This is a genomic window from Streptomyces sp. NPDC001443 (genome assembly GCF_053597355.1).
This window is the reverse complement of record NZ_JBSFIA010000005.1, coordinates 106,983-127,514: the sequence shown is the minus strand read 5'-3', so window position 1 is coordinate 127,514 and position 20,532 is coordinate 106,983. Positions and strand designations below refer to the sequence as shown.

Annotated in this window: 12 protein-coding genes; 1 reads left to right on the top strand and 11 read right to left on the bottom strand. The window is 69.1% G+C overall.

Annotation, left to right across the window (positions count from 1 at the left end):
• Positions 1-36: 36 nt before the first annotated feature.
• The 9 genes from ACWC24_RS08565 to ngcE form a co-directional block, all read right to left on the bottom strand.
• Positions 37-1,548: an amino acid permease gene (locus ACWC24_RS08565; RefSeq protein WP_450662066.1), complete on the bottom strand. Its 1,512-nt coding sequence runs from the start codon at positions 1,546-1,548 to the stop codon at positions 37-39.
• A gap of 165 nt (positions 1,549-1,713) precedes the next feature.
• Entirely contained in the window at positions 1,714-3,633 is a 1,920-nt protein-coding gene (dxs, locus tag ACWC24_RS08560; protein WP_450662065.1) for a 1-deoxy-D-xylulose-5-phosphate synthase, read from the bottom strand.
• 228 nt (positions 3,634-3,861) lie between these two features.
• Positions 3,862-5,184 carry a sugar ABC transporter permease gene (locus ACWC24_RS08555; protein ID WP_450662064.1) on the bottom strand — a complete coding sequence of 441 codons (1,323 nt, stop codon included), beginning with the start codon at positions 5,182-5,184 and terminating at the stop codon, positions 3,862-3,864.
• Positions 5,181-5,972 (bottom strand): ATP-binding cassette domain-containing protein, encoded by a 792-nt coding sequence (locus tag ACWC24_RS08550; RefSeq protein ID WP_152886235.1) that lies wholly within the window; start codon positions 5,970-5,972, stop codon positions 5,181-5,183. Before ACWC24_RS08550 ends, ACWC24_RS08555 begins: the two co-directional genes overlap by 4 nt.
• Positions 5,973-6,219: 247 nt before the next feature.
• Positions 6,220-7,320 (bottom strand): sugar ABC transporter substrate-binding protein, encoded by a 1,101-nt coding sequence (locus ACWC24_RS08545; protein ID WP_351604498.1) that lies wholly within the window; start codon positions 7,318-7,320, stop codon positions 6,220-6,222.
• Positions 7,321-7,441: 121 nt separating this feature from the next.
• On the bottom strand, positions 7,442-8,641 hold the full coding sequence (locus tag ACWC24_RS08540) for an ROK family transcriptional regulator (RefSeq protein WP_450662063.1): 1,200 nt from the start codon (positions 8,639-8,641) through the stop codon (positions 7,442-7,444).
• 183 nt (positions 8,642-8,824) lie between these two features.
• Positions 8,825-9,748 (bottom strand): carbohydrate ABC transporter permease, encoded by a 924-nt coding sequence (locus ACWC24_RS08535; protein ID WP_450662062.1) that lies wholly within the window; start codon positions 9,746-9,748, stop codon positions 8,825-8,827.
• Positions 9,749-9,766: 18 nt separating this feature from the next.
• The gene (locus tag ACWC24_RS08530) at positions 9,767-10,702 is read right to left on the bottom strand and encodes a carbohydrate ABC transporter permease (RefSeq protein ID WP_450662061.1); all 936 of its coding nucleotides are present in this window, start codon (positions 10,700-10,702) and stop codon (positions 9,767-9,769) included.
• Positions 10,703-10,776: 74 nt separating this feature from the next.
• Positions 10,777-12,225 carry an N-acetylglucosamine/diacetylchitobiose ABC transporter substrate-binding protein gene (gene ngcE / locus ACWC24_RS08525; protein WP_450662060.1) on the bottom strand — a complete coding sequence of 483 codons (1,449 nt, stop codon included), beginning with the start codon at positions 12,223-12,225 and terminating at the stop codon, positions 10,777-10,779.
• A 409-nt stretch (positions 12,226-12,634) separates the two neighbouring features.
• On the opposite strand from ngcE, the gene ACWC24_RS08520 reads away from it, so the two are divergent.
• Positions 12,635-16,378: a GH92 family glycosyl hydrolase gene (locus ACWC24_RS08520; protein WP_450662183.1), complete on the top strand. Its 3,744-nt coding sequence runs from the start codon at positions 12,635-12,637 to the stop codon at positions 16,376-16,378.
• Between the two features lie 96 nt (positions 16,379-16,474).
• Here ACWC24_RS08520 and ACWC24_RS08515 read toward each other — a convergent pair whose 3' ends face one another.
• Together ACWC24_RS08515 and ACWC24_RS08510 are read right to left on the bottom strand one after the other, a co-directional pair.
• Positions 16,475-16,861 carry a hypothetical protein gene (locus ACWC24_RS08515; RefSeq protein ID WP_450662059.1) on the bottom strand — a complete coding sequence of 129 codons (387 nt, stop codon included), beginning with the start codon at positions 16,859-16,861 and terminating at the stop codon, positions 16,475-16,477.
• A gap of 78 nt (positions 16,862-16,939) precedes the next feature.
• Positions 16,940-20,230, bottom strand: coding sequence for a GH92 family glycosyl hydrolase (locus tag ACWC24_RS08510; RefSeq protein WP_450662058.1), 3,291 nt, complete (start codon positions 20,228-20,230; stop codon positions 16,940-16,942).
• Between the last annotated feature and the right edge of the window lie 302 nt (positions 20,231-20,532).

Below are 20,532 nucleotides of genomic sequence, written 5' to 3'. Positions count from 1 at the left end.
GCGGGACATACGAGGCCGGGCGGTCGGATGACTCGATCACTCCCCGTGTTCGGGGATCTGGTCGGCCGTGATCTCCTCGTGGCGTCCCAGACGGCTGTGCGAACGGCCGTACAGGAAGTAGACGACGAAGCCGATCACCATCCACACCGCGAACCGGAGCCAGGTCTCGGCGGGAAGGTTCAGCATCAGCCAGAGCGTGGCGAGGACCGAGACGATCGGGAGGAACGGCACCCAGGGGGTGCGGAAGGAGCGGTGCAGGTCGGGGCGGGTGCGGCGGAGGATGATCACGCCGAGGGCGACGACCACGAAGGCGAAGAGCGTGCCGATGTTCACCAGCTCGGCGAGCTCGCTCAGACTGGTGAAGCCGGCGACGATCGCGATGATCACGCCGAGCAGGATGGTCGGCCGGTGCGGGGTCCGGTAGCGGGGGTGGACCCGGGAGAAGAAACGGGGCAGCAGCCCGTCACGGCTCATCGCGAAGAACACGCGGGTCTGCCCCAGGAGCAGGATCATGCAGACCGTGATCAGGCCGACGGCGGCGCCGAAGCTGATCACGCCCGCGAACCAGGGGTGCCCGGTGGCCTTGAACGCGTCGGCGAGCGGGGCGTCCACGGACAGCCGGGTGTAGTGCTCCATTCCGGTCACGACGACGGAGACGGCGACGTAGAGGGCGGTGCAGACGAACAGCGAGCCGAGGATGCCGCGCGGCATGTCCCGCTGGGGGTTCTTGGTCTCCTCGGCGGCGGTGGCGACCACGTCGAAGCCGATGAAGGCGAAGAAGACCACGGACGCGGCAGTGAAGATGCCCATCACGCCGAAGTTGGAGGGGGCCCAGCCGGCCAGCAGCTGGATCAGCGGGGCCTTGAGGTCGTCGCCCGCCGGGACCGGCTGCGCCTTGGGGATGAACGGGCGGTAGTGGGCGGTGTTGATGAAGAAGGCGCCCGCGACGATGACGATGAGGACGACGGCCACCTTGATCGCGACGATGACCTCGGTGACGCGCGCGGAGAGCTTCATGCCGAGCACCAGGACGCCGGTCAGCACCAGGACCAGCGCGGCGGCGAGGATGTCGAAGCCGAAGCCGTGGGCCGTGTCCCGGCTGCCGAGCTCCGCGGGCAGGTGCCAGCCGGCGTTGTCCAGCAGTGAGCGGATGTAGCCGGACCAGCCGACGGCGACCACCGCGGTGCCGAGCGCGAACTCCAGCACCAGGTCCCAGCCGATGATCCAGGCGGGCAGCTCGCCGAGGGATGCGTACGAGAAGGTGTACGCGGATCCGGCCACCGGGAGGGTGGAGGCGAACTCGGCGTAGCACAGGGCGGCCAGGGCGCAGACGATGCCGGCCACGACGAAGGCCAGGGCGACCGCGGGGCCCGCGTTCTCCTTGGCGACCTTGCCGGTCAGGACGAAGATGCCGGTGCCGATGATGACGCCGACGCCGAAGACGGTCAGGTCCAGCGCGGACAGGGATTTCCTGAGCGCGTGCTCGGGCTCCTCGGTGTCGAGGATGGACTGCTCGACCTTCTTCGTCCGGAAGAGGGTGCTGCTCACGGCGTACCTCCCACGCTGTGTCGTCCTCGACATGATCGAGAGAGTGCGTAGTCCGTATGCCCCGAAGTGTGGGATTCAACGCGAATGGGCCGGTTTCGCCACCTTTCGATGGTGAAACCGGCCCGTCCGGCCGTGCCGGTGTTGCGCTCGGATCCTGTCCGGCGGTCAGTCGCGCGCGGGCTCGACCTCGGCGGTCGGCCGGTCGAAGCGTCCGTCCAGCTTCGAGACCAGGCCGGTGACCTGGCGGGCGATGTCGGGCGCGGTGAGCCCGATCTCCGCCATGACCTCGGCGCGGGAGGCGTGGTCGAGGAAGCGCGGCGGGATGCCGAAGTCACGCAGCGGCATGTCGACGCCCGCGTCGCGCAGGGCCTGCGCGACCGCGGAACCGACACCGCCGACGCGGGAGTTGTCCTCGACGGTGACGACCACACTGTGCCGCTCGGCGAGCGGGGCCATGGCCTCGTCGACGGGCTTGACCCAGCGCGGGTCGACGACGGTGGTGGTGATGCCCTGCTTCTCGAGCAGTTCGGCGATCTCCAGGCACATCGGCGCCAGCGCGCCGACGGAGACCAGGAGCACGTCGGGAGTACGGGTGCCCGGCTCGCGCAGCACGTCCATGCCCCCGATCCGGCCGACGGCCGGTACGGCCGGGCCGACGGCGCCCTTGGAGAAGCGGACCACGGTGGGCGCGTCGTCCACGGCGACGGCCTCGCGCAGCTGGGCGCGGACCTGGTCGGCGTCGCGCGGGGCGGCCAGCCTGAGGCCGGGGACGACCTGGAGGATCGACATGTCCCACATGCCGTTGTGGGAGGCGCCGTCGGTGCCGGTGACGCCGGCCCGGTCCAGGACGAAGGTGACCCCGCACTTGTGCAGCGCCACGTCCATCAGCACCTGGTCGAAGGCGCGGTTGAGGAAGGTGGCGTACACGGCGAAGACCGGGTGGACACCGCCGGCGGCCAGGCCCGCGGCCGAGACGGCGGCGTGCTGCTCGGCGATGCCGACGTCGTAGACGCGGTCGGGGAAGGTCTTGGCGAACTTGTCCAGGCCGACCGGCTGGAGCATGGCCGCCGTGATGGCGACGATGTCCTCGCGCTCCTTGCCGAGCTCGACCATCTCGTCGCCGAAGACGGAGGTCCAGTCGGCGCCGGAGGAGGCGATCGGCAGGCCCGTGTCCGGGTGGATCTTGCCGACGGCGTGGAAGCGGTCGGCCTCGTCCTGGAGGGCGGGCTGGTAGCCGCGGCCCTTCTCGGTGAGGCAGTGCACGATGACCGGACCGCCGAAGCGCTTGGCGCGGGCCAGCGCGGACTCCAGGGCCTCGATGTCGTGGCCGTCGATCGGGCCGACGTACTTCAGGCCGAGGTCCTCGAACATGCCCTGCGGGGCGATGAAGTCCTTCAGGCCCTTCTTCGCGCCGTGCAGGGTCTCGTAGAGCGGCTTGCCCACGACGGGGGTGCGCTCCAGGAGGTCCTTGCCGCGGGCCAGGAAGCGCTCGTAGCCGTCGGTGGTGCGCAGCGTGGCGAGGTGGTTGGCGAGGCCGCCGATGGTCGGCGCGTACGAGCGCTCGTTGTCGTTGACGACGATGACCAGCGGGCGGTCCTTGGCGTCGGCGATGTTGTTGAGCGCCTCCCAGGCCATGCCTCCGGTCAGCGCGCCGTCACCGATCACGGCGACCACGTGGCTGTCGCGCTTGCGCAGCTCGTTCGCCTTGGCGAGGCCGTCGGCCCAGCCGAGGACCGTGGAGGCGTGGCTGTTCTCGATGACGTCGTGCTCGGACTCGGCCTGCGAGGGGTAGCCGGACAGGCCGCCCTTCATCTTCAGCTTCGAGAAGTCCTGGCGTCCCGTGAGCAGCTTGTGCACGTAGGACTGGTGGCCCGTGTCCCACAGGACCTTGTCCTTCGGGGACTCGAAGACGCGGTGCAGAGCGATGGTGAGCTCGACCACGCCGAGGTTGGGGCCGAGGTGGCCGCCTGTCTTGGACACGGCGTCGACGAGGAAGGTCCGGATCTCCTCTGCCAGCTGGGCCAGCTCCTCCAGGCTGAGCCGGTCCAGATCGCGCGGTCCCCTGATGCGGGTCAGCAGCGGCACCCGTGCCTCCTTGCACTTAAAAAGCTGATCGAGCTGTTGCCGGGCTCGTCGAGTCTAATGTTCCGCCCCGGCGCGTGATGCCCGGGCTCCTCGTCGTGGGTCACACGGACGGCCGTACCCACGATTGCCCGGTCTATGACATACCTGTGCCCGGCACCGCCGTTGGTGCCGGGCACAGGATCTTCCGCGGGGGCCGCCGCGGGCTTCCGCGGCGGCCCCGGAGCGGTGTTACGCGCGGCCCGCGGCCTTCTGGCTCTTCCGGGAGACGGAGTCGATGACGACCGCGCCCAGGAGCACCGCACCAGTGATCATGTACTGGATGGAGGTGTTCATGTTGAGCAGGTCCAGACCCGTCTGGATCGACTGGATGACCAGCATGCCCAGGAGGGCCGACCAGACGTTACCGCGACCACCGAAGAGGCTCGTACCACCGATGACGGCCGCCGCGATGGCGAGCATCAGGGTGTTGCCGCCACCGGCGTTGAGCGTGGCGCTCGCGGTCTGGCCGGCGAAGAACATACCGCCGATGGCCGCGAAGGAACCGGAGATGGCGAAGACGGAGATACGGACCATCGGGACGCTGATGCCGGCCCGGCGGGCCGCCTCGATGCCACCGCCGACCGCGAAGATCTTGCGGCCGTACGTGGTGCGGCGCAGCACGAAGTCGACGATCACCAGGGAGGCGAGGAAGATCACCAGGGCGTTGGAGACACCGGAGGCGTTGTTCAGCACGGCAGCGGCGGCGAAGGCGGCCACGGCGAGCGCGACGACACGCAGCAGGATCTCGCTGGTGGGGCGGAAGGGCACGTTGGCGGCCTTGCGGCGGCGCTGCTCCATGAAGGAGCCGACGAGCATCGACAGGACGGCGAGGCCGGCCAGCAGGTAGGCGCCGATGACGGCCTGGTCCATGAAGAAGGAGCTCTGGCCGAGCAGGTGCACCGGGCCGGTCTCGGCCGGGATGTTGATGGTGCCGCTCGAACCGAGCAGCCACAGCATCAGACCGCTCCAGCCCAGGAAGCCGGCCAGCGTCACGACGAAGGCGGGCACGCCGATCCGGGCGAAGAACCAGCCCTGGAGCGCGCCGATGGCGGCACCGGTCAGGACGGTCAGGAACAGGGCCAGCCACTGGTTCATGCTGTGGTTGACCACGAACACCGCGAAGACCGTGGACGCCAGACCGCTGACCGAGCCGACGGAGAGGTCGATCTCACCGAGCAGCAGCACGAACACCAGGCCGATGGCGAGCATGCCGGTGGCCGAGAGGAAGTAGCTGATGTTCGACAGGTTGTCGGCGCTCAGGAACCGGTCGTTCTGCGTCTGGAAGATCGTCCAGATGACGATCAGACCGACGAAGACCGGCAGCGAGCCCAGCTCGCCACCCTTGATCTTGCGCTTGAACTCGGTGATGTAGCCCTTGAGGCCCTCTTCGCGGACCAGCAGACGCGGGTCGACGACGGCGACCGGCGCGGCGGTGGGGTCGTCGGCGGGAGCGACCGTGCTCTGCTGCTCCACCTCGGCCTCCGCCTTGGAAACCTTGGACGTGTCGCTCACTTTGCGGCCTCCGCACTGCGACGCCCCGCACGACGGGTCACGGCGTTGTCCGTGGCTCCGGTGATCGCGGCGATGATCTCTTCGTGGCTGGTGTCCTTCACGGAGAAGGAACCGTTGTTCTTGCCCAGGCGCAGGACGGCGACGGTGTCCGCGACGGCCTTCACATCGGCCATGTTGTGGCTGATGAGGATGACGCCGAGGTTGCGCTCGCGCAGTCGCTCGACCAGGTCGAGGACCTGCGCGGTCTGCTCGACGCCGAGGGCGGCGGTCGGCTCGTCGAGGATGACGACCTTGGGGTCACCGATCAGGGCGCGGGCGATGGCCACGACCTGGCGCTGACCACCGGAAAGGCTCGCGATCGGGATGCGCACGCTCGGGATGCGGATGGAGAGCGTGCTCAGCAGCTCGCGCGCCTTCTGCTCCATGGTGACCTCGTCGATCGCACCACGGTGCTTCAGTTCGCGACCGAGGTAGAGGTTGCCCACCACGTCGAGGTTGTCGCACAGGGCGAGGTCCTGGTAGACCGTCGCGACGCCGAGTCCCGAGGCGTCGTGCGGCTTGTTGATGCTGACCGCCTTGCCCTCCCACTCGATGACGCCCTCATCGATGGGGTGGACACCCGCGATCGTCTTGACCAGGGTGGACTTTCCGGCGCCGTTGTCGCCCACCAGGGCGACCACTTCTCCGGCGTGGACCTCCAGCTCTACGTCGGTGAGGGCCTGAACCGCACCGAACCGCTTGGAGACTCCGCGCAACGCCAGCACGGGCGTAGCGGACACGTGAACCATCTCCTTCGCCGCCTGACCGGCGGGGATGCCGCGCTAGATCAAACAGGCGCGGAGGGATGTGCGAAAAGCACAAGGTTTACAAGATGAACATGCGCGAATCCGTCGCGCTTCGCAACGGTTCCATCCGACGCCCGCCCCGCAGCGGGGTGTGAAGGTGGGGCAGGCGTCGGACAGGTTCGCGGGACCGCCGGGCGGTCATGACTCGGGCGGCCACCCGGGGTGCGGGTGGTCGCCCGAGACGAACTGCTTACTGCAGGCCGGCAGCCTTGCAGGCCGCGGCGAAGTCCGCGGTGCAGATGTCGGCGACGGAGTACAGACCGTCCTTGATCACCGTGTCCTTGATGTTGGCCTTGGTGACCGAGACCGGGGTCAGCAGCTGCGAGGGCACCTTGTCGCCGGAGCCGCTGGTGAGCTCCTGGGTGGCCAGGGACTTGATGTCCTTGCCCTGGAGCAGGTTGACCGCGAGCTGGGCAGCGGCGTCCGCCTCCGGCTTGAAGGCCTTGTAGACCGTGGAGGACTGGGTGCCGGCGACGATGCGCTGGATGCCCGCGAGCTCGGCGTCCTGGCCCGTCAGCGGGATGCCGCTGATCTTCGCGCCCTTGAGGGTGTTGGCGATACCACCGGCCATGCCGTCGTTGGCGGAGTAGACGCCCGCGATGTTCTTGGCACCGAGCTGCGTGATGGCGGCGGACACCTTCTGCGCGGCGACCGTGTCCTTCCACAGACCGGACTGCTCGTACGCGATGTCGACCTTGCCGTCGAGGGCCTTGTGGGCACCCGCCTTGAACTGACCGGCGTTCGGGTCGGCGTCGTCGCCGTTGATCATGACGATCTTCGACTTCGGGGTGGCCTTGGAGCCGAGCGCGGCGAGGAGGGCCTCACCCTGGAGCTCGCCGACCTTCTGGTTGTCGAAGGACACGTAGGCCGAGACCGGGCCCTGGGCGAGACGGTCGTACGCGACGACCTTGATGCCCTTGTCCACCGCGGTCTGGATGGAGGACTTGATGGCGGCCGAGTCCTGAGCGGAGATCACGAGGACCTTGACGCCCTTGGTGATCATGCTGCTGACCTGCTGGGCCTGCTTGGCAGCGTCGCCGGCCGCGTTCGCGTACTCGACGTTGCAGTCCGAGCACAGCTCCTTGACCTTGGCCTCGAACAGCGGCTTGTCGAACTTCTCGTAGCGCGCGGTGACGCTGTCGGGAAGCAGGAGACCGATGGTCTTGCTGTCCGACGAGGAGGAGCTGCTGCTGCCGGAGTCCTTGTCGCCGGCCTTGCCGCAGGCGGCCACCGAAAGGGCCATGGAAACGGCAGCGGTACCGATGACGACTCTACGCATCGTGTTGTTCATTGGTGGTGCCTCCCTGACAGGGCCGCAACGCTGCGGCCGAGGTGGGTTGGAGTCAACTCGGCCACAGGTTCGACGTCAAGAAGTAAATACTTAACGGGTTGGCAACGACGTGTTTCGTTCTCTAAGTGAAGGCAGGCGCCGCGGCACCCAAGGAGCCGTCCAAAAGGGTCGAATCACCCATCTCATTGAGTGCGAGAGCGAGCGCTCCGAGCACCTCGGCGCGACCCCCGAGCGTCCCCGGGAGCACCGAGAGCTGGCGGGCCGCACTGGGGATGGCATAGCGCCCCACGGACTCCCTGATGGGCCCCAGGACCAGCTCGCCGGCCTCGGCGAGATCGCCGCCCAGGACCACCCGGCTGGGGTTGAGCAGGTTGCAGAGATTCGCGACCCCGCTGCCGACGTGGCGGCCGACGTCGCCGATCACGCGACGGCATCCCGGATCTCCGTCCCTGGCCAGTCTCACCACGCTCTCCATGGTCAGATCCATGCCGTGACTGGGCTGGAGCAGCGGCAGCACGTAGCGCGCGGCCGTGAAGGTCTCCAGGCAGCCCCGGTTGCCGCAGCGGCAGACGGGACCCGACTCATCGAGTGTAATATGTCCGATTTCTCCTGCGGTTCCGCCGGGGCCCCGGTAGATCTTCCCGTCGATCACCAGCCCCGCGCCGACCCCGCTGGACACCTTGATGTAAGCAAGATCACGCACGCCCCGGCCGCTGCCCCAGACCAGCTCGCCGAGGGCGCCGAGGTTGGCGTCGTTGTCCACGTGGACGGGCACGCCGAGCCGCCCCCGCATCTCCTCCGCGGGTCTGCTGCCGCTCCAGCCCGGCAGGATCGCGGTCGAGCCCAGGGTGCCGGACTCCACGTCGATCGGCCCGGGCACGCCCAGGCCCACGCCCGCGATCTTGGAACGGTCCACTCCGGTGGCCGCGATCAAGCGGTTGACCAGCTCTTCCGCCCGGTCGAAGCCCTGGGCGGAGGAGGCGTCGACGTCCAGCGGCTCGGACTCCTCGGCCAGGACCTGATGGGCCAGATTGCCCACCGCGACCCGTAGGTGCGTATGGCCGAAATCGACCCCGATGACGATGCCGGCGGCGCCGCTCAGCGAGACGCTGCGGGCCCGGCGGCCACCCGCCGAGGTGGGCGTGACCTCGACGGTCCCGCCGTCCTTGAGTTCACGGACGATGTTGGAGACCGTCGCCGCCGACAGGCCCGTCGTCCTCGCGATCTCCGCCTGGGTGAGCGATCCCGCCAGCCGGACGGCACGGACGACCCGCTCCAGGTTGGCTCGGTGCAGCGAAGACTGCGACCCTGGAGTCTCCAAAACGACCTCCTGCGCACGGGACCGCCTCGATGAGGCCCCGTCTATGTCCAACTAGTGAACTCTAAGCTGAGCCGTTCGGGTTGCCTCCCGTCAAGAGGTTGAACAATTTCCGGGGTACCGCGCGCAGCGGCGCACACCGCTCCCGACCCCGGGAACGGTGTGCGCGCGGGCGCCTGCGGAGCGCTACTTCAGCGTCGCCGAGGTCAGTCCCGCCTGGACCTGGCGCTGGAAGGACAGATAGACCACCAGCATCGGGATCATCGCGATGGTCACGCCCGCGAAGAGGACCGGCAGGTCGGTCGCGTAGCCCATCTGCTGCTGGAGCTGGATCAGTCCCTGGGTGAGCACGTAGCGCTCGGGGTCGTCGCCGCTCTGCGGCTGCATCAGGACCGTCGGCAGGATGAACTGGTTCCACTGGCCCAGCGTGTTGAAGATCCCGACACTGATCAGGCCGGGCTTCGCCATCGGCAGCATGACCTGGAAGAACGTCCGGGTGTGCGAGGCCCCGTCGAGGATCGCCGCCTCGAAGACCGCCGTCGGCAGGGTCCGGAAGAAGGCGTGCATGAAGAACACCGTGAACGGCAGCGAGTAGGCGACGTAGACCAGGATCAGGCCCTGGTAGGTGTTCAGCATGTCCAGGCGCTTGACCATGAAGAACAGCGGCACCAGGGCCAGGAACACCGGGAACATCGCGCCGGCGACGAAGAAGTAGTAGAGGAACCGGTTGCCCGGGAACCGGTAGCGGGCCAGCACGTACGCGGCCATCGAGCCGAACAGCATCGTCAGCGGCACCGAGAACACCAGCACGATGACGGTGTTGAGGAGGTAGTCGCCGATACCGGTCTTCCAGGCCCGGGAGAACACGTCCAGGGACCAGTGCTGCGGCCAGCCGAAGGCCGAGCCGCCGATCTGGGCGTCGGTCTTGAAGGAGCTGAGGACCAGCCACACCAGCGGCAGCACGATCAGCAGGGCCCACAGGGCGAGGAACCCGTGCGAGAAGGCGTTCAGCACGACGCCCTCGCGGGGCCGGCCGTCGGGGCGGACCGGGGTCCTGCCCGCGGACCGCTGGGCGGGGACCTGCGTGGTCTCCTTGATGGGGGTGCTCATCGTCGTCGTCTCTCCCGCTCAGAACTCGATGCGCTCACGGCGGGTGGCGCGCAGTGTGACCACGGACAGGACCAGGGTGAGCAGCAGCATGATCACGCCCATCGCACAGGCGTAGCCGCTCTTTCCGAAGTAGAGGAAGTTGCGCATCATCACGGTCGACATGACGTCGCTCTCGTGGTTGGGCCCGCCGCCGTAGGCGCCCATGCTCGCGGTCATCGACGAGACCAGGACGAACATGTCCATGGCCACGATGCCCAGGTACACCCAGGCGGTCTGGACGGTGTCCCACAGCAGCGGAAGCGTGATGCGGAAGAAGGACTGGGCGCGGCCGGCTCCGTCGATGAGGGCGGCCTCGTAGACGTCCCTCGGGATCGACTGCATGGCGGCCGAGAACAGCACCAGGTAGAAGCCGACGCCGTGCCAGACGACGACCAGGATGAGCGCCCAGCGCACGATGCCGGGCTCGTTGAGCCATTCCACCGGGCTGTCGGGGTCGACCAGTCCCAGTTTGATGAGCAGGCCGTTGAGCATGCCGCCGCCGTCGCTGCGGTACACCGCGTTGAAGAGCACCGCGAGAATGGCGAGCGACAGCACCTGCGGGAAGAAGTAGACGATTTTGTAGAACGACGACCCGGCGACCCCGCTGACGCCGCCGGCACGACTGCGTCCACCCACGTTCACCATGAAGGCGAAGAAGATCGACAGCAGAATGGTGATCACCGGGATGAACACCAGGAACTGGATGTTGTGCCAGATGGCCTTCAGGAAGACGTCGTCCTGGAAGAGGGTCTTGTAGTTGTCCAAGCCCACGAAGTCGAAGGTCTGCGACTGTCCCTTCCAGTCCGTCAGCGAATAGCCGAACGTCTGGATGTACGGCCAGATGACGAAGATCAGATAAAGCGCCACGGGAACGAGGAGAAATCCCGCGACGAACCTGTACTGCCCTTTGCGCATGGCGTTCCTGCCCCTGGTGTCCTTCCCCCGGGCCGGAGCGGATTCCGGCCCGGGGTCCGCCTCGTCGAGCGCGGTCAGTCGCGGTGGTTCTTCTTGGACGCCGGGTCCTTGGCCGCCTTGTCGACCGCCGCCTGCGCCCGCTTCAGCCACTCCTTGGGCTGGATGCGCTTGGACATGAGCTCGTTGGAGGCCGCCTCGATGGACGCGCCCATCTCGCTGTACCACTCCGTGTACAGGAACCGGAAGGTGTTGTCACCGGCCGCCTTGGACGCCTCGACCGTGGACTGGGTGCCCGGCCGGAGCTGGACGGCGGAGTCGACGCCGTCCTTGAGGATGGTCAGCGAGTTGGCCTCCTTGGCGAACGAGGTCGACCACTCCTTGGACAGCATCCGCCGCATGAACTCCTTGGCGGCGGGCAGGTTCTTGGCCTTCTTGGGGATGATGAACGGCTCGCCGGAGCCGGCCCGGATCGCCTCGAACGGCATCGCGCTGCCGGGCAGCAGGGGCATCGGCATGAACTTCATGTCGAAGTCGTCCGGGGTCTGCTTGAGCTGCTCGTTCTCCAGCCAGGAACCGCAGGTGATGAAGGCGGCCTTGTACTGGTTCCAGCGGGTCTGCGACTCGGTGTGGGTCAGACCGTTCGTGCCGGGCATCAGATAGCCCTTCTCGACGATCTCGTAGATCGCCTCGATGCCGGCCTGTGCGGCGTCGGAGCCGACGAACGCCTTCGGGTCCAGGTTGTCGATCGCCTTCATGGCGTCCAGACCGCCCTTCTTGGCGATCATGTCCATGATGGCGACATTGATGTAGTACGGGTACTTGCCCTGGTGCGCGAGGCCGCCGATGCCCTGGGACTTGGCGTCCTTGCAGATGGCGAGGAAGTCGTCCCAGGTCTTGGGCTCGCTCCAGCCCTTCTCCTTGAAGAGCTTGCCGGAGTACCACAGGCCCCACACCGTGTAGATGTAGTTGAGGGCGACGACCTTGCCCTCCTGCAGGCCCGGGTCGGTGGTGCCGGGGATCAGGGTGTCGCGGACCTTCTTGGAGGGGTCGTCGACCGAGGGCGCGTCCAGGACCTCGGCGAGGTCGAGCAGCTGGTCGTTCTTGTAGAGGACGTCGACCTTGATCTGCTGGGCGCCGGAGTCGTCGACGATGTCCGGCGGGTTGCCCGCGTTGAAGCGCGGCTGGAGCTTGCCGCTGATCTCCTGGGTGCCGGTGTGGGTCGAGGTGACGCCGGCCGTCTTCTGGAAGGTCGACTCCCACGCCTTGGCGTAGTCGTCGCCGTAGCCGCCCTTGAAGATGACGACGTCGAGCTTGCTGCCCTTCTCCACTCCGAAGGGATTGTCCTTGCTGGTCTTCCCCTTGTTGGTGTCCTTCGTGGAGTCGTCACTTCCGCCACCGCTGGCACAGGCGGACAGGAAGCTCATCGTCGGTACGGAGATCAGGCCGAGCGCGGCCGACCGCTGAATCAGGGCGCGACGGCCCACACCTTCGGAACCGTGGTTCTCTGCGGAAGTGGATCCCATGCTCAAGTCCTCGCCTTCTCACAGGACTCAGGCGGTGAACCGGATCCTCCCGGCACCGCGGTCAGGTCAAGCAGGGTCGTACAGGACGTGCAGTTCCTCGAATCGCCGACAGGTATAGTCCACTTCACGCCAACAGGGCAAGATCGAATGCAACGTTGGTCATCGGTCTTTTCCGAGTTGAGACCTCCCGGAAATATGAGCCGCCTGTGGGCGCCTTGCCGGATAAATCCGCGACATAGAGCCCGAATGCCTCAGTCAACACCCTTGACAGCAAGGGCCACTTGCACCACTACTGGTCCCTGCGCCTGAAAGTTGACAACGTTGTCCAAAGCAGGGAGGGCTCCCCCGGATGCGGCACAGAACTCGGCACGGATGGGGTACGGCGGTCGCCTTGACGGCCGCCTTTGTCATGGCGGTGGGTGCGCAGGGAGCCGCGGTCGCGCAGCCCGCGACCGCGGCGGCGGACCGGGAGTTCAGCTCCTCGTTCGAGGCGGGCGACCCGGCCCCGGACTGGTCCAGCACCGTCGACACGGCCGCCGACGGCAGCGACCGGGCCTCGGGCGTCGACGGCGGCTACAGCACCGGCATCCCGGGCAACGCCACCGACCACGTCACCGACTTACGGGCGAGCGGCGAGAACACCGGCGCGGGCGAGGTGAAGGAGAACCTCGTCGACGGTGAACCGGGCACCAAGTGGCTGGCCTTCGAGCCGACCGGCTGGGTCGAGTTCGACCTCGACAAGCCGCTGACCCTCGTGACGTACGCCCTCACCTCGGCCAACGACTACGCCGAACGCGACCCGCGGGACTGGACCCTGAAGGGGTCCGCCGACGGCACGCAGTGGACGACCCTCGACACCCGCTCCGGCGAGAGCTTCGCCGAACGGTTCCAGACGAAGTCCTACGATCTCGCCGAACCGGCCGCCGGCTACCGGCACTTCCGGCTGGAGGTCACCCGCAACAACGGCGCCTCCGGCATCGTCCAGCTCGCCGACGTGCAGTTCTCCACCGGCGGCGGCGCCGGGCCCGTCCCGCCCGCGATGCTCTCGCTGGTGGACCGGGGCCCGAGCGGCTCGCCCACCGCCAAGTCGGGCGCCGGGTACACCGGCACGCGGGCCCTGCGTTACGCCGGACGGCACACGGCGGCGGGGCGTGCGTACTCGTACAACAAGCTCTTCGACGTGAACGTGGCCGTCGGCCGCGACACCGAACTGGCCTACCGGATCTTCCCGTCCATGGCGGACGGCGACCGCGACTACGACGCCACCGACGTCGCCGTGGACCTGGCCTTCACCGACGGCACCTATCTGAGCGGGCTGGGCGCCACCGACCAGCACGGATTCGCGCTCACCCCCCAGGGGCAGGGTGCCTCCAAGGTGCTCTACGTCAACCAGTGGAACGACGTCGTCGCGCGGATCGGGTCGGTCGCGGCCGGCAAGACGGTCGACCGGATCCTGGTGGCGTACGACTCCCCGGGCGGCCCGGCGAAGTTCCGCGGCTGGCTCGACGACGTGAAGATCCGCACCGCGGCGCCGCAGAAGCCGAAGGCCCATCTGGCGGACTACGCGCTCACCACCCGCGGCACCAACTCCAGCGGCTCCTTCTCCCGCGGCAACACCTTCCCCGCGACGGCCGTGCCGCACGGCTTCAACTTCTGGACGCCGGTGACCAACGCGTCCTCGCTGAGCTGGCTGTACGACTACGCACGTGCGAACAACGCCGACAACCTCCCGACGATCCAGGCGTTCAGCGCGAGCCACGAGCCCAGCCCCTGGATGGGCGACCGGCAGACCTTCCAGGTGATGCCCTCGGCCGCCGCGGGCACCCCGGACACCGGCCGCACGGCCCGCCAACTGGCCTTCCGGCACGAGAACGAGACCGCTCGGCCGTACTACTACGGGGTGCGGTTCGAGAACGGGCTGAAGGCGGAGATGGCGCCGACCGACCACGCGGCGGCCCTGCGCTTCACCTATCCCGGCGACGACGCGAGCGTCCTCTTCGACAACGTCACCGAGCAGGCGGGGCTCACCCTCGACCCGGCCACCGGCACCTTCAGCGGCTACTCGGACGTGAAGTCCGGGCTGTCGACCGGCGCGACCCGGCTGTTCGTCTACGGCGTCTTCGACAAGCCGGTCAAGGACGGTTCCTCCAGCGGGGTCAAGGGCTATCTGCGGTTCGACGCCGGCGCCGACCGCACCGTCACGCTGCGGCTGGCCACCTCCCTCATCGGCCTCGACCAGGCCAAGGACAACCTGCGCCAGGAGATCCCCGACGGCACCTCCTTCGACACGGTGCGCAAGCGGGCCCGCGGCCAGTGGGACCGACTGCTCGGCAAGGTCGAGGTCGAGGGCGCCACACCGGACCAGCTGACCACGCTCTACTCCAGCCTGTACCGGCTGTACCTGTACCCCAACTCCGGCTTCGAGAAGGTCGGTTCCAAGTACCAGTACGCCTCGCCGTTCTCGCCGATGCCCTCCCCCGACACCCCCACGCACACCGGCGCGAAGATCGTCGACGGCAAGGTGTACATCAACAACGGCTTCTGGGACACCTATCGCACCACCTGGCCCGCCTACTCGCTGCTGACCCCACGTCAGGCCGGGGAGATGGTCGACGGGTTCGTGCAGCAGTACAAGGACGGCGGCTGGACCTCGCGCTGGTCCTCGCCCGGTTACGCGGACCTGATGACCGGCACCTCCTCCGACGTCGCGTTCGCGGACGCGTACGTCAAGGGCGTCGGCTTCGACGCGAAGGCGGCGTACGAGGCCGCCGTGAAGAACGCGACGGTCGTACCGCCGTCCTCGGGCGTGGGCCGCAAGGGCATGGCGACCTCCCCCTTCCTCGGCTACACCAGCACCGACACCCACGAGGGCCTGTCCTGGGCGCTGGAGGGCTACCTCAACGACTACGGCATCGCCGAGATGGGACAGGCCCTGTACCGCAAGACCGGCGAGAAGCGCTACAAGGAGGAGTCGGCCTACTTCCTCAACCGGGCCCGGGACTACGTGAACCTCTTCGACCCGCAGGCCGGGTTCTTCCAGGGCCGGGACGCCAAGGGCGACTGGCGCCTGGCGTCGTCGCAGTACGACCCGCGGGTGTGGGGCTACGACTACACCGAGACCAACGGCTGGGGCTACGCCTTCACCGCCCCGCAGGACAGCCGGGGCCTGGCCAACCTCTACGGCGGCCGCGACGGCCTGGCGAAGAAGCTCGACGCCTACTTCGCCACCCCCGAGACCGCCTCGCCGGACGTCGTGGGCTCCTACGGCGGTGTCATCCACGAGATGACCGAGGCCCGGGACGTGCGGATGGGCATGTACGGGCACTCCAACCAGGTGGCGCACCACGTCACCTACATGTACGACGCGGCGGGCCAGCCCTGGAAGACGCAGCAGAACGTCCGCGAGGTCCTCTCCCGGCTCTACACCGGCAGCTCGATCGGCCAGGGCTACCACGGCGACGAGGACAACGGCGAGCAGTCGGCCTGGTACCTGTTCTCCGCGCTCGGCTTCTACCCGCTGGTGATGGGCAGCGGCGAATACGCCGTCGGCTCACCGCTGTTCACCAAGGCGACCGTCCATCTGGAGAACGGCAAGGACCTGGTCGTCAGGGCGCCCCGGAACAGCACGCGGAACGTCTACGTTCAAGGCTTGAAGGTGAACGGCCGTACCTGGACGTCGACTTCGCTCCCCCACGCGCTGCTCGCCAAGGGCGGGACGCTGGACTTCGCCATGGGGCCGAAGCCGTCCTCCTGGGGCAGCGGCAAGAACGCGGGGCCCGTGTCGATCACCCGGGACGACCAGGTGCCCACCCCGCGCGCGGACGTCCTGAAGGGCCCCGGCGCCCTGTTCGACAACACCTCGGCGACGGACGCGACGGTGACCTCGGTGGACCTGCCCGTCGGCGCGAGCACCAAGGGCGTCCAGTACACGCTCACCTCGTCCGCCGACCGTACGAAGGCCCCGACGGGCTGGACCCTTCAGGGCTCGTCCGACGGCACCACCTGGCAGACCCTGGACCGGCGCACCGGGCAGTCGTTCGCCTGGGACCGGCAGACCCGCGCCTTCTCGGTCGGGTCACCGGGCTCGTACGCGCACTACCGGCTGGTCCTGGACGGCGAGTCGACGCTGGCGGAGGTGGAACTGCTGGCGTGACGGCCTGACGCGGTGCCGGTGAGGGGGCGGGTCCGGTGACGGGCCCGTCCCTTCGCGTACACGGTTCGGAGCTCTGCGGGCTGCCGGGCGCGCCGCTCAGGACGCGACGGGCTGCCGGGGCAGTCTGGGCAGCAGTCTGCGCAGCGCGTCCGCGTGCTGATGGACCCGCCGGACCACCGCTCTGCGGGTGGCCGCGAAGGCCGGGACGTCCCGGGACGGGCCGCACTCGGCCGCCGCGTACAGGTCGTCCAGCCAGGCACCGGTGCCTCTGGTGCCGTCCGGCGCCACCGGTACCAGCCTGGTCAGCACCTCGGACTCGGCGCCGCCCAGGAACCAGACGCGGACCATCAGGTCCGCGCGCCGGTAGCGCAGGCCCCCCTCGATGTCCTCCGCAGGACAGAAGCCCTCGCCGTCCACCAGGAACGCGAAAGCCGTACGCGCTTCGGCCCGGAACTCCTCGGGCAACAGCGGCCGTTTCCCCATCCAGGGATGCTTGCACGCGGCGATGTGCCCCCGCCAGCGGAACGGGCGAGGGCACATCTTTTCGGCTTTTCGGCTTCGTCAACCCACGGCGACGGCGAAGACGTGGAGATCGGTGTCGTCCGGGAGCCGGACCGACGCGACGGCCTTGCCGGCCGGGGCCGTGAACGGCTCGGTGGCGAAGACGTAGGTCACCACCGGATCCCGGTCCGCGCCCGCCACATTGCGGTAGGCGGTCCTGGCCACGACCGTGTTGCCGTACTGGACGGTGCCCCCGCCGCCGCCGACCGTCCAGTCGGTGAAGGACAGGTCGACGGTGTCGGTGCCGCCGTCGGTGTACGTCACGGTCGCCCTGGCCCGCTGGTTGCCGTTGACGGCGCTGCCGATGAAGGACAACGTCCCTGCGGGCCGGTCCAGTTCGATGGTCTGTCCGGCCGCCGAGACGTTGTCCGGGCGGGCGCTCGGCGAGTCGGGCCAGGTGAAGGCGAGTCCGTTCACCGTGCCCGGCGCGCCCGGGGTGAGACCGGCGGCGGCGAGGGCCTGGCGCGAGTAGCTCCAGCCGCCGCCGTCGTAGTCCGCCTCGTCGTGGTCGCCGACGTCGTCCGAGACACCGGTGTTGTCGTACGCGGCGAGGAGGGTGCCGGGGGCGGCGACCGTCAGCGCCACCGGCTGCCGGTAGGAGGTGTCGCCCGAGGTCACGGTGACCCGCACGTCGTAGAAGCCCTGGTGCGCGGCGGGGTCCGCGGTGAGCGTGATGCCCTGGGAGCCGTCGGTCACCGTGCCCTCGGCGGGACTCGCCGTGACCCCGGCGGGCGTCTCGACCCGGTAGCGCACCTCCGGGCCGGTACCTCCGTTCAGCGCCAGCGCCCGGATGCTCAACTCGGCGCTGCCGCCGGGCGCGAGCGTCGCCGTGGTGGGTCCGACCCCGATCTGGTACGGCTGTTCGCCGGCCCGGAAGGACGGCGGGGCGTCGGCCGGGTCGCTGCCCCAGGTGCGGTCGGGGGTGGCGGAGAGCGTGTAGTCCAGGCGGCCGCCGTCCCGCACCAGCGAGGCGGGCAGCCAGGGCCGTTCGGTGCTGCGGCCGTCGACCTTCAGGGATCTGATGTACGGCGCGTCCGCCGCCGCGCCCTTCGCCCGGATCGAGATGTCGCCGCCGTGCGGCCTGCTGATCTCGATGCGATCGAACAGCGGTGAGGCGAGGACGAGTTCGGCCCGGGACGGGACCTGTGGGTACATGCCGAGGGCGGAGAAGACGTACCAGGACGACATGGCGCCGAGGTCGTCGTTGCCGGGGATGCCGCCGGGCTGGGTCGACCACAGCCGGGTCATCGCCGCGCGGACGGTCTCCTGGGTCCTGTAGGGCGCGCCCGCGTAATCGTACAGGTAGGGCACGTTGGTCGACGGCTCGTTGTCCAGCTCGGACTTCTCGCCGCCGCTGCCGGTGAACGCCCAGCCGCCGTCGGCGTCGTGGAAGAAGGTGTCGAGCCGGGCGAGCGCCTTGTCGCGGCCGCCCATCGCGGCGAACAGCCCGGCCGGGTCGTGCTGCACCATCCAGGTGTACTGGGCCGCCGTGCCCTCGACGAAGCCGTTGCCGGTGGCCGGGGTGAAGCCCGTGACCCAGCTGCCGTCGGCCTTGCGGTTGGCGATGTAGCCGCCGGAGGGGTCGGCGGCGAGGTTGAAGCTGTTCTGCCACCACTGGGCGCGGCGGGCGAAGTCGGCCGCGGTGTCCTTCCGCCCGGCGGCCGTGGCGAGCCGGGAGAGCGCGTAGTCGGCGCCGGACATCTCCAGGGTCTCGGCCGCGCCGCCCCAGGCGTTGGAGACGGACGGCATGTAGTGCAGGTCGAGGTACTTGTCGAGGGACGGGCGTTGTCCGGCCGACAGCACCGGTTTGCCGGCCGCCGACAGGTCCTGCTCGGTCGGGACCGTGGCCGCCTTCACCAGCGAGGCCAGCGCGCCGCGCAGATCGAAGTCCGTGCCGCCGAAGGCCCGGATGCCGGCCAGCGCGATGGGCGACGGGTCGCCGTTCATGACGTGGGTGCCGCTCGCGCCGTGCAGCCAGCGGTCCCAGACTCCCCCGTTCTGCCGCGCCAGTTCGTACAGCGACTGCGCGACGTCCGAGCCGGTGCGCGGATCGAGCAGGGTGAGGAGCTGGACCTGGGAGCGGTAGACGTCCCAGCCGGAGAAGGTGCCGTACTGCGCCCGGTGGCCGCCGCCGACCCGGTGCACCTTGTCGTCGGCGCCCCGGTAGCGGCGGTCGGCGTCGCTGATCACGTTCGGGTGCAGCAGCGCGTGGTAGAGCGCGGTGTAGAAGGTGGTGCGTTCCGCGTCCGTGCCGCCGCCGACCCGGATCGCGGACAGCCGCTCGCGCCAGGCCCGTTCGGCCGCTGCGCGCACCTTGTCGAAGGAGCGGCCCGGCGGGTTCTCGGCTCTGAGGTTGGCCTCGGCGCCTGCGCGGCTGACGTAGGAGATGCCGACCTTGACGTTCACCGGGCCGGTGCCGGGCTCGAACTCGACATAGCCGCCCGCCCCCTTGCCCGCGACTGGCCGCCCGCCCGCCGAGAAGCCGCCGGTGCCGCCGCTCGCGGAGGTGGATCCCGGGGTGAGCCGGTCGTCCTGCCAGGTGCCGGTCGCCTTGAACGCGCGGTCGAAGTGGGCGGTGAAGTAGAGGGTGTAGTAGGCCCGTCGGCCCTCCGGGTCGAGGTAGCCGCAGAAGTTGCCGGAGGTCACCGAGCCGGAGACGGTACGGGCCGCGGGGTCGATCTCGACCGTCGAATCGGTGGAGCCCACCTCGGAGTTGGCGGTGCGCACCAGCAGCGAGGCGGGCTTGCCGGCAGGGTAGTCGAAGCGGGCCGAGCCGGTACGGGCGGTCGCGGTGAGGTCGGCGGTGACTCCGGAGGCGAGGCCCACCCGGTAGTGGCCGGGTCCGGCCGTCTCGTCGGCGTGACTGAAGTCGGAGGCGTACACCGCGTCCTTGGTGTCGCTCGCCGGGGACGAGGTGACCTCGCCCGCGTACGGGAAGAACGGGATGTCGCCGCTGCCGCCCGCGCAGCCGGTGCCCGACATGTGGGTGAGGCTGAAGCCGCGGATGCGGGTGGCGTCGTACTGGTAGCCGCCGGGCGCCGCGGTGCGGGTGGCGTCGCCCCGCGTGTTCTCGGGGCTGAAGGAGAACATGCCGAACGGCGTGACCGCGCCGGGGAAGACATCGCCTCCGTTCCTGGTGCCGATGAGCGGATCGACGTACGGGGTCGGGTCGTCGACCAGGACGGTCGGTGGCGCGGTGGTCGCGGCGGTCGCCGCGAGGGCGGGGGTGCTGCCGCCGGCCGCGAGCGCGACGGCCAGTAACAGCGACAGTGACACGGGACGGAAACGCATGACGCGGCCCCTCCTCCTCCGGACGGGTCGCGCACCACGGGTCGCACAAGCCGCAGGGACAGTAGCGTGCGCCGGCCGTACCGCGGAAGGGCGCGTCCCCCGTGCGGGCCCACCTCGCCCGGAATGATGCTCCCGACTCTTGACATCGTTGTCTGCTGTGACGGTAGAGTCATACGCAGATCAGAAGACAACGTTGTCGCACCACGGATTCCCCAAGCCATGTTCCGCCCGGTCGCACCGACCCCCCTACGGGACCGACCGGCCCGCGGACCCGGAGGGCACCGGCTCGGCCCCACGGGTCC